The sequence below is a fragment of the Anaerolineales bacterium genome (assembly GCA_016928575.1).
Classification (GTDB): Bacteria; Chloroflexota; Anaerolineae; order Anaerolineales; family RBG-16-64-43; genus JAFGKK01.
In genome coordinates this window covers 73,010-83,807 of the sequence record JAFGKK010000088.1, presented here as the reverse complement: position 1 = coordinate 83,807, position 10,798 = coordinate 73,010, and the positions used below count along the sequence as shown (strand labels likewise).

The window sequence follows — 10,798 nt, the reverse complement described above, 5'->3', positions numbered from 1 at the left end:
GTACAATCTCGTCGCTGATGATGGAGGGTTGGTATGGGGCGGCCGGATTACACCGGAATCGGTGGCCGAATTGACCGGAATTTGCTCGAAAAACAGTAAAATCGGATGGCGATGATTATTATATCCCCGCGCATCCATAATTTCATCTTCCTTAACCGTACCGTTCAATCCGCAGGCGGCGGCATTTTTCCGTAAACCACCGGTTCGGGCATTTTCCATCCCCATCGGCGTGTTGTCAAAAAGCCGGTCGAGCTCCCGGTACGTCCGCCGCGCGGGCTGGAATATCCCGATTTGCATGCGGGCCGATTCACATCCCAACCCGAACAGAGTCGGCGAAATCGCGGTCGTCGATTGTGAATCTCAACGGCATCCGCTTTCTGTGCCTCATGTGCAATATGCGGCCGTTTTCGACGGTAAGGAGTGAACAACTCACAAAGGAAAGACGCGTCTACTGTTGTGTCACGAATGAACTACCGCGCGGCAAGCCGCGCGGTATCACGGAGCGCAACCCCTAAGAACTGCGCAGCCTGCCCTCGCACAGCGGGGGCAAGCCCCCCGCTGTGCGAGGGCAGGCGCGGGGTATTCATCATCCCGCGAAAGCGGGATAACTCTGTCAATATTCCGATGGTTCAAATGGCTGTCCGGAAAGCAAAAAAAAGACGCTTCGTTTTCGGTTATGTCGTCATTCCCGCGCCGGCCCTCGGCGCATTCTTCGCCGGGGGTGGGGTTTGGCGGGAATCCAGGGTTTCCATGGCTGGATGCCCGCTACGAACACGCGGGCATGACAATCCGGAGACAACCTAATGCTGTTTTGAGACAACCCCTCCAGGGATTGAGAGGCGTGTATTCCCGCCAGATACCAGCCGCCATTATTCTTTTTTCACCATTCTGTTGAATCAATCTTCGCCGGCAATGATTTTCCGGCGGTACAGGCGCTTCTACGAATAATTGCCGTTGGTTACCCGGCCGCTTCCGGGATGAGGATATCCTCCCGGACCCAGAGAATCCACTTCCCCTGCTGTACCGGCCCTTCGCGGTAGAACAGCCAGCCGAAGAAATCGGGCGGCCAGCCGTACCAGCCGCGGCTCTCGAAGGCCGCGAACGATTGCCCGCGGTAGACCGCCGTCAATCGCGGGGCGGCAACCGTGCCGTCGGAATATTCCGCGTACGGGGCGATCAGGACCGCCGGCGCCGCCAGCGCGTCCAGCGAATCCGCGTATTCCACCGCGCCGTATCCCACGAGCTCCCAGCCGAGCGCGGATTCTTCCGGCCCGAGGACGACCACCCGCAGTTCATCCTCCACGCCGGTCTGCCGCTCGGAGATCAGCTCGAGTTCTTCGCGCAGGCGCAGAAGATCCGCCGTCGCGGCCTCCGTCCGCCACGGCTCGTTTGCCGAAGCGCGCCGGATGTGGACCGCATTCCAGCCCGCGCCGGCTTGGGCCGCCAGGAGGATCCCCGCCCAGGCCAGCGCCAATCCCGGGAGCGACTGACTCCAATCCTTGCCCCAGTTTTCGGTGAACAGCGCACCCGCCAGCAAGCCGGCGATCAACCCAAGCAGAGCCAGGGCCAAATGCGCCCAGGCTTCCGCGGGACTCCGCTCAGCCAGATTGTGGAACGCCGCCATCTCTAAAAAGGAGAAAGCCGCCAGGGCAAGGACGGCGAAAACCTGCGCCGCGAGAAACACCGGCCGTTCCGCGAGGACAACGGATTCCAGCGCCCGGCGGATCACGCGCGCGGCGAGGATCGCCAGCGGCAGAAGGATCCACAGCGCTTCCTGCGGGAAGGCCGCCGCGCGGAGCATCGCCCACGCCGCGGCAACGGCGGCGAACAGCCCCCAAAAGCGGTCCTCGGCCGCGAGCAGACCTTTCCACAGGAGGAAGAGCCCGGCCACGCCGAACACCAGCGCCGCGGGCTCGTAGGCGAAGAAGAGCAGAATTGTTTCGAGGATCGGCGGCCAGCCGGAAAGGAACGCCGAGAGCCAATCGCCCGCACCGGCCGCCAGCGCCCCCAAGCCGCGCGGGAAGAAAAACAATCCTGTTCCTCCGGCGGCCAGCCCGGCCAGGAACCCGGCCGGGCCGCTGCGCGACTCCAGGAATTCGGCGAACGGCCTGCGGAGCGGGAATTCCTCCTGCGACTCCCCGGCGCCGGATTGCGAGATCCGCAGAAACCAATCGGCCGAAAGCGCGGCCGCCGCGATCGCCAACCCGCTCCACCCGACCGGTCCGGAAGCCGCCGCAACGCCAAGGATCAACCCGCTCCTCAGCGGCGTGCGGGCGGGCGCGCGCAGGTAGAAGATGCCAACCGCGGCGGCGAGGAAGCCGAGCGCCGCCCCGCCGGCCGTCGTAGAAGCCGCCCACAGCGAGGGCGAGAGCGCGAGGAACAGCGCGGCCAGGAACGCCTCGAGCCGCCCGCGCTCGTCCTTCAGCAGGCGCGGCAGAAACACGCACAGCGCGCCGGCCAGCGCCGGGAGGATCCTCGGCGCCCATTGCGAGGGGCCGGCGAGGAACAGCAGGCCGGCGGTGAGCGAGGAAAACAGCGCGCTGACCGAGGAGGAGGCCTGCCCGCGCAGGAGGTTCAAGGCGCCCCAGGCTTCCACCGCCTCCCGTTCGCTCAGCGGCGCGGCTTCGATGGCGGAAAGCCTCAGCAACAAGGCCGCTAGAAAAAGCGCGCCGTAGAGGGGCAGATCGAATTTTTCAAGAAACGCATCGACCGTGCCGCGCAGTTTCATGGTCGGCCCCTTTCGAAGATGATCACGCCGTCCGCCTCGTAGATCACGTTCAGGTGCAGGCGGAACTTTTCCAGCCCGCGGGTGCCATACAGCCGCTCCTCGAGCGGCCCGAAGTACACATAGCGAATTCCATAGCGGTCCAGAATCTCCTGCGCGCCGTACCAATCCGTCGTCCGGTAGAGCTGTTCGACGTCCGCGATCCGCGGGGCGTGGATCGCGCGCGTGCCGCGCCACTGGTCTTCGTGCCCGATCCAGCCGAGCAGGCCCGGGATGCCGGTATGCGTGGACACGCGCGCCGCATATTCATCGTAGTCGTTGCCGACCGCCTCGACCAACGGTCCGTTGTCGTGGATGTTTTGACGGATCCACGCGATCGCCGCAGCGTCCGCCGGATGCGCGTCGCGCAGGTAGGCCGAGGCGTCGAGCGTCGGCTCGTCGGAATAATTCTCGCTGCGGGTTTTGGTCCACACCGCCATGGGAAAGTAAACCGACCCCGCGATCAGGGCGGCGAAGACGGCGGCCGAAGCGGCGGCGGCGTATCTGCGGCGCGAAGCCGAGGCCGATTTTTCCCGGAGCGCCTGCGTCAGCCGCACCGCTCCGTAAGCCGCCGGGAGGCTGAGGAAGGCCCAGGCCTGGAAGTAGAATTTGAACACGGTGTTCATCCGCCCGCCGAAGAAATCACGCAGGTAGAAATACTCCGGCCCGAGGGCGAGGAGCGCCCCCCAGAAGACGAGGATCAACAGGAAAGCCTCCGCCCAAACCCCGCCCCCGGGAGCGGATTGCTCCCCGGGCACCGGGTCCCCCGCCGCGTCCGCGCCGGGCCGGCGGATCCAACCGAACAGCGCCGCCAGCGCGGAAGCGATCAACAGCAGGGGAAGCAGGGTCGCCCACGGATCGGCGATCCGGCGCATCAGGACGGCCGAGAGCGCATCGACCGCGCCGTAGCCGCCCAGCACGTCCGCCAGGCTCATCACCACAGTCGGATCCAGCGCGATGCTGAACCCCAGCATCAGCGAGCCGGCGACCAGGACGGCGATCCCGATTCCGGCCAAGGTCAGCCCGTTCTTCCAATCCCAGCGCCGGTCCCGCCCGTGTATTTCCAGAATGATCCAGGCGAACAACGGGATGAAGAGGGTCCCGAACATGACAAAATGTTGACCGCCCTTGGTGGGGAACAGGACGTTGGGCAGGATCCCGCCGGCCTGGGAAGAGAAGCCGATCAGGAAGGGGACGAACAGCGCCACCGCGGCCGCACCGATCAGCGCCCAGCGGGCGAGGTAAGCCTTCCATCCGGAGAACGGGCCGAACGCCAATTCCTTCCGGCTCATCTTCCATCCGAACCAGCCGGCGGCCGCCGCCATCCCGAAGATCAGGATGTCCCAGGTGTTGAGGAACAGCAGGCTCCCGAAGGCAAGCGCGCTGAAGGCGGCGAACGTCCGGCGCTCGGCGGCCGAATCCTCCAGCGCGCCGCCGCCGCGCAAGAGGGTTTCCAGCACCACCGCCGCGGCCAACAGCAGGAACGGGAGCGCCATCACGTGCGGGTGCATGTCGCCGATGACGAACGAGAACGCCGGAAACTCGTCGATGACCTCGATGTGCGCCCCCGGCCGGGCCGGATCCCTGGAGAGCGCGCGGTCGTTGACGACCCGCGACGCCGCCCACCACCACCACGGCGAGCGGTTGGGCGTCAGGCTTCGCTCGCCGATCGGCGGCGAGTTGATGTCCTCGATGTCGAGTTCCGTCCAAAAATTCCGCCTGCCCGCTTCCCAATTTGCGTCCCATCCGACGTGTTGGGCGTAGAGAATCTCCAAACCGCCTTCGAAGTTCCCCAGGAACAACAACGTGAACGGCGCCATCAGCGGCCACCACAGGCAGTGCGAGGTCCATAAACCGGCCGCTTTGCGCCAAGCCGTGCCGGGGGCGCCGGATTCCGGAGGCGCCGCGGGGACGGGATCCGCCTCTTCCTGCGACTGCGCCTTCAACAACAGGACGTTGCGCAGGATTCCATAGGCGCCGAGCCCGGCCATGCTCAGGCTGCCCGTCACCCCCAAGCTGAAGGCGACGCCGCCGGCGATGCCGGTGATCTTGGCCAGCATGCCGGTGAGGATGTAGCCGAAGTGGTAGTAGGAGATCGCGTATCCCGAAAGCCAGGGATCGTTCGGCGGGAAATATTCGGAGCGCAGGATGGCGTTGAGGAACGCCAGGTCCATCGGCCGCTCGGTGTGGGTCGCGCCGGCGTCGTAACTGCGGATCCAGGTGAGTCCGGCGAGCAGGATAAAGAATACGGCTTCGGTGAACAGCGCCTCGCGGAAATGGTCCCTCAGCCAACGCCACGGATCGGCGCCGCGGTAGTGCGCCCAGGCCGTCCCCGCCAGGAACAGCGCCGCGGCGCACAGCCACACGGCGCCCGCGCCGTTGGTCCACAGCTTCAGCCAACAGCCCAACCAGAAGAAATATCCGGTGAAGAGAATTCCGGCCATCCGCGCGAAGGACCAGCCGCGGTCGGGGAGCCGCTTTAGGCACTGGAAGACAATCGGCCACAGCGCCAGCCCGAGGATCAGCGTGGAAGCCCACCAGCGGAGAAAGTAACCTGCGCCTTCGAAAAAGGTCATCGGTGCGACGGCTCCTCGTGCCATCCCCTTCCCCCTCACCCTACACCCTCTCCCCCCTCCCCGTGATACGGGGAGGGGGGAGAGGGCCGGGGAGAGGTAGGAGAGGATGGATTAGGTCACAACCTCGTAAATCACCGTCTGCCCCTCCGAGAACACCACCTTCAGTTCGCCGCTTGCGGCCATGATGTCGAATTTATCGAGGCCCGGCCCGGCGTAGTAGGCGCGCTCCAGCTGGCCGACGACGACGTATTTCACGTCGTACCTTTCCAGGAAGGCCCGCGCCGCCGCCAGGTCCTCGGTTTCGTAGAAGGCCTGGATCTCCGCATCGCGCTCCCAAACCCAGGCATCCGCCACCGAGCCGCGCTGCTGGCGCTGATGGTAATTCCACCCGAGCACGTTCGGCAAACCGGTGAAGATGGTGTACGGCATCCCGCCGCGGTAATGCGGCCAGGGGGATTGGACGATCACCGGCGAGCCCTGCACGTTCTCCTGCAGCCAGCGGACGGCGTCGTACACCTCCTGCAGGTTGTAGGTTCCGGAACTGTACTCGTCGATGAAGGTGTAGGTTGTGTACGGCATGAAGGCCATGCCGTCCAGGCTCCGCGGCGCGTCCTCGCTCGTCCGGTCGACGATGCGGTAGTAGGATCCGAAGACGGTGTAGGAGAACGCCGCCAGCACCAGTAGACTCAGCGCGCCGATCCAGATCCGGCGCGGCCACGTCCGCCACGATCCGAGCCGGGCCGCCAGCCAAGCCAGCGCCGCTCCGCAAATAATGGATAAGTAGATCCAGGCCTGCAGGTAAAACTTGAAGACCGTGTTCTGGCGGCCGTTGTCGTATTGCAGGACCACGATCTCCACCAGGCAGATGATCGCCAGGCTGACCGCGGCCAGACCCAGCACCAGCCGGTGTTCGTCCTCCGCATCCTTTCTCAGGCCGAGGACCGCCGCCCAGGCGATCAGCGGGATGGAGAGCGCCAGGACGTGATGCCCGATCGCGGCCAGGATCAGCACGGCGGCGGCGAGCGCCGCGGCGCCGGCGAAGAGCGGCCCGGACCAGCTCTCAAACCACTCCCGCGAGGGGACGCGGATCTGCGAGAACCAAACCCGGGTCTGGACGGCCAGGTAGGAAACGACCAGGAAGATGAACAGCCCGTGGATCACCAGGTAGGAATCCAGCGGCGTTTTCGGTCCGTCCCACCAGGTGAACGAGGATTGCCCGGCGTACCAATCGTAGTACGGCTGATACAGCCAGACCGACAGCCCGGTCATCAGGCCGCCCAGGAGCAAAATCCGGATCCAGCCCCGCCAATCCCGGAGCCTTCCCTCCCGCGTCAGCATCAGGACGCCGGCGAAAACCAACCCGACCAGGGCCAGCGCGAGCGCCACCGGAAAATTCCAGGTGTTGGTCGGCCACAGCGAGCCGATCGCGAGCGAAGTGAGGCCGACCAGCGGCAGAGCCGTCCGCCAGTCCTTCAGGCGCTCCGGCGCCATCGCCATCGCCAGGGTTCCCCCCAACGCGAGCACAATCAGCGGCATGGCGATCAGGTGCGCGTGCAGGTCCGCATAGAGGAAGGTGAAGAACGGGAATTCGGTGATCGACCAGTCGGTCACGAATTCTCCGTTCGGCCCGGGCGGGAACTGGATCGCGCGGCTGGCGTTCCAATACCACTCGCTCATCCCGCCGGGGAAGACGGTCTGACCGGTGAGGATCCGGAAGGCGCCCGCAGCGGCGTGAAGCAAATCCCCCAGCCCGAACAGCAGGCCTTTGGGCAGGGAAAGCCCGCTCAGGCCGAGCAGGCCGTTCCAGATGAAGCGCACCTCGCCGAGATTTCCCAGCACCGCCAGCATCACCGCCCCGGCGATTCCCGCCAGCACCGGCGAGATCCTGACCGTCCCCCTGCGCCGCAATCCCTCCGCCAGATTCCAAGCCACTCCGTAGGCGGCCAGGCCGAGCGTTCCGAAGAGCAGGGGCAGAGCCAGGTTGTAGCCGATCGAGGGGACCGTCGCGAGCATTTTGATCGGTATCGCCGCCAGCACGAATCCGAAGTAGTAATAATTGAGGTAGCCGCCGGAGAACCACGGGTCGTAGGGCGGGAAGGAGGTGCTCTTAAGGACCGCGTTCAGGTAGGAGAAATCCATCGGCTTCTCGCCGCCGGTCCACAGGTGCCACAGGTCGCCGTAGGCGAACCGCAGAACCAGGTCGAACAGGAAGAACGCCGCGAACACGGCTTCCATCGTCAGCCAGGTCTTGCCATGCTCGTGGATCCATTCCTTCCACTTGGCCCGCTCCCGCCAGGCGGCTAGGATTCCCGCGGCGGCCACCGCCAGCCAGATCGCGGTAATCGTGCCGGCCGTAAAAGGCACGCGGGCGCTGGCCATCATCCAGGCGGCCCAGGCGGTGAACAACCAGCCGGCGATCCGCGAGAGCGAGTAGCCCTTATCCGGCAGTCCGCCGAAGGCGATCGAGACCAGCGGCAATGCCGCCCAGCCGGTGAGCACCGCCCACAGCCACCACATCCCGGCCGCCAAGCCCGGATATTTATTCCAGATCCGCTCGTAGGAAAACAGGTCCGACCAGGTCCCGCCGGTCCGCTGTTCGGCCAGCCGCTCCGGCGGCAGCATCAGGTTGTTCAGCACGCCGAAGGGTTGGCTGGCGTCCTGCTTGACCACGTGGGAGATGTCGACCGCGCCGAGGATCGCTTCGACGTTCGAGCGCGAAAAATCCCCGCTCTTGCGGAAGATCCACACCGGGGCGTGGTCGTAGACGCTGAAGGATTCCTCCGCCGCCAGCGGATTGAGGTTGAACACCGGCAGTTCCGGATCGCTCCCCCAGGCGGCGGCCCCGGCCAGGTCGGAGATCCGCAGCGGACCGAAGGCGAAGGGATGCTGGAACACGGCCGCCAACTCGAATCCGAGGCGGCCGTCGAACAACGCCCGGTAGTATTCCATCGTCAGCGGATACACCGCCGGCATCCGGCACACGCTCCAGATCCGCCGCTGACTTTGGACGATGACGTAATCCGCCCGGGAGAGGTTGTCGATCAGCATCTGCCGCTTCTCTTCGACGTCGGGCCATTCGATGTTCATTTGGGCGCCGTTGGAACGGTCGAACAACAAATTGGCGTCGAAGCCGTCGAGGTTGAAGGGCAAGCCTTCGTCCCAGGCCTCGTCGACAAACCACGCCCCACGCACCTCGAACGGCCCGCCGCGCGCGGCCGAGACGTAGAGCTGGTAGCGCCGGCCTTGCTCGAGGACGATCGGGCCGAAGGGCGCGTCGATTCCCGCGCCGCGGCCGTCCCCGTCCGCGGCGGCGGGCACGAGGATGTCGGCCGAGGCCAGCGGCCCTTCGCCGGGCGGCTCCGCATACAGCTCCACGTGCAAGAGCGAATCGGGGCCTTCGGCGAGGTCCTTGACGAACCCAAGCGAGATCCGCTCCACCGTCCCCGTGTGCACGGGAAGCACGCTCAACGCCGCCGGCTCGCCGCCGATCTGCTGTTGGTAGAAATTCGCGCCCTGTTGGAAGATCTCGCCCGAATCCAGCCGCATGGTCAAGCGGAAGGCGGCCGGAAAATTCTGGTACATCCAGCGCGAGGCTTCGAGGCGGGTGTTCTCCGTACGGTAGATCGCGCTGAAATTCCAAGCCCAAGCGAGAGTCCCTAGGAGCACGACTCCCAGCGCCGATCCGGCCAGCCCCTTGCGCCATCCCCCGCGGTGACGTCCGGCCCATTTCCATAATTCCAACAGCGCCCAGGCCGCCAGCAGGCAGAGGAACGGGTAGATGACCAGGAAATAGCGCATCTCCTTGACCCAGCGGGTTCCCAGGAACAGGAACATGCCGCCGGCGAACAGCACCGGCAGGGCGTGCTTGCCCGAATCCACGCCCCGGTAGGCAAGGACTCCGGCCCAGATCAGCCCGCCGAAGGCGGCCAGCCCGAGCGGCAGGCCCATCCCCCACAAGACGATGCTCAGGAAGGGGGTGATGAGCGCCGGCCGGTTGGCCCAATGCTCCGCCGGCGGATATCCGGCGATGTAGCCCGTTCCCGCCGAAACCTGGGCCGCGTATTCCATCTTCGAGATCCAGTCCGGGTTCAAGCTTAAGGTGAAGAAGCCGGTATCGCCGGTAGCCTCCCGGAAAGCCATCGGCTGGGCGATGCGGAAGGAGACGACCGTCGCCGCAACCGCCAGCACGAACATCCCAACCGGGATCAAGATCTGCAGGGAGGGGGAGAGCCTGGGCGCTCCGCCGCCGGTTTCCGCTGGTGCTCCGTTTTGAAGGGATTGCGACGGTTCCCGGTTGTGCGCGGCGGTTTCGCCGGCGGCCGAGGAATCCGGCGTCGTCTCCTCCGCGGGCGGCGGGGCGAAGGCGGCTTTAATTCGTTCCCACTGGCCGATGATCACGGCGACCAGGATCATCGCGCCCAGGGGGGCGAAATTCGAGCGCGAGGCGAGCGTCATGCCGTAAAAACAACCGAACAGCGCATACCAGCCGAACCCGCCCTTTTGCGCGGCGCGCACGGCCGCGTACATCGCCATCGCCGCGAACATCACGCCGAAGTTGTCGATCGTCATGAAGTGGGATTGCTGGATCTGCGTCGCCGCCAGCGCGCTGAGCGCGGCCGCCAGCAACCCCGTCCGGCGGCCGTAGAGTCGCGCGCCGATCAGGAAGATGAACAGCAGGGTGACGGTGTCGGTCAGCGCGGAAAGAAACCGGCCTAAAAGGCGGATCTCGCCGTAGCGGGTGAAGTCGACGATCTTCGCCGGTACGCACGGCTCGGCCTGCCCCTCGGCGCAGGCGCCTCCCAGCACGGGGGCGAAGGCCTCCTGCAGGGAGGTCAATCCTTCCGCGGCCGCGCGGATCAGGATGATCGGCCACTGGCCCCAGACCCAACCCGGATCCGGCCCCGCGCCGGTCGGATTGCCGGCTTCGTCGTAAAGCTGATAGGGGGTCAGCGGGGATTTGCGGGTGTTGAAGTAGTCGTCGAAGCTGGAGGGAATATCGACCCCCGAGACGACGTTGTTCACGCCCAGTTCGTCGGGATTGAGGAAGGTCCCTTCGCTCCAGTCGTTGCCGGCGAACCGGAAATACACGCCGGCCGCAATCAGCAGGCAGAGCGCCAGCTCCGGAACGAAGGAGGAGATTTCCCGGACAAGGGATTTTACAAACCCGCCGATGTCGATCGGCGGCAGTTCCGCGTAAATCGGCTCCGCCGACGGCGCCGGCGGAATGGATTCCGGCGCGGCTTCCGCGCGGGCGGGCGCAAGCGGTTCAGGCGCAGGCGGACGATCCTCGGGGGACGGCGCCGGGGCGGGTTCGAAGGCCGCCGGGGCTTCCGCCGCCGCGGAGGATTCCGGAAGCCCGCCGGGTGCGGTCTGCCCGGAAGGCGCCGCCTCCTCCCGCGGAGTCTGCGGCTCGTCCATGCTCGGCGAAGATGTCAGGTGGGAATTTTCCATGCTTCGA

General features: G+C 65.7%; 4 protein-coding genes. All 4 read right to left on the bottom strand.

Annotated elements, in window-relative coordinates; all coding sequences use genetic code 11:
* On the bottom strand, nt 1–297 hold a 297-nt coding region (locus tag JW929_11235), incomplete at its 3' end, for a hypothetical protein (protein ID MBN1439971.1).
* Nucleotides 298–958: 661 nt separating this feature from the next.
* Entirely contained in the window at nt 959–2,728 is a 1,770-nt protein-coding gene (locus tag JW929_11230; GenBank protein MBN1439970.1) for a hypothetical protein, read from the bottom strand.
* Nucleotides 2,725–5,340 (bottom strand): hypothetical protein, encoded by a 2,616-nt coding sequence (locus JW929_11225; GenBank protein ID MBN1439969.1) that lies wholly within the window; start codon nt 5,338–5,340, stop codon nt 2,725–2,727. The genes JW929_11230 and JW929_11225 overlap by 4 nt, the downstream gene beginning before the upstream one ends.
* A 111-nt stretch (nt 5,341–5,451) precedes the next feature.
* Nucleotides 5,452–10,791, bottom strand: a complete 5,340-nt coding sequence (locus JW929_11220) for a glycosyltransferase family 39 protein (protein ID MBN1439968.1) — start codon at nt 10,789–10,791, stop codon at nt 5,452–5,454.
* Between the last annotated feature and the right edge of the window lie 7 nt (nt 10,792–10,798).

Excerpts from the sequence above, each read along its gene's own strand:
- JW929_11230 (MBN1439970.1), bottom strand. The coding sequence starts at position 2,728 with ATGAAACTGCGCGGCACGGTCGATGCGTTTCTTGAAAAATTCGATCTG.
- JW929_11225 (MBN1439969.1), bottom strand. The coding sequence starts at position 5,340 with ATGACCTTTTTCGAAGGCGCAGGTTACTTTCTCCGCTGGTGGGCTTCC.
- JW929_11220 (MBN1439968.1), bottom strand. The coding sequence starts at position 10,791 with ATGGAAAATTCCCACCTGACATCTTCGCCGAGCATGGACGAGCCGCAG.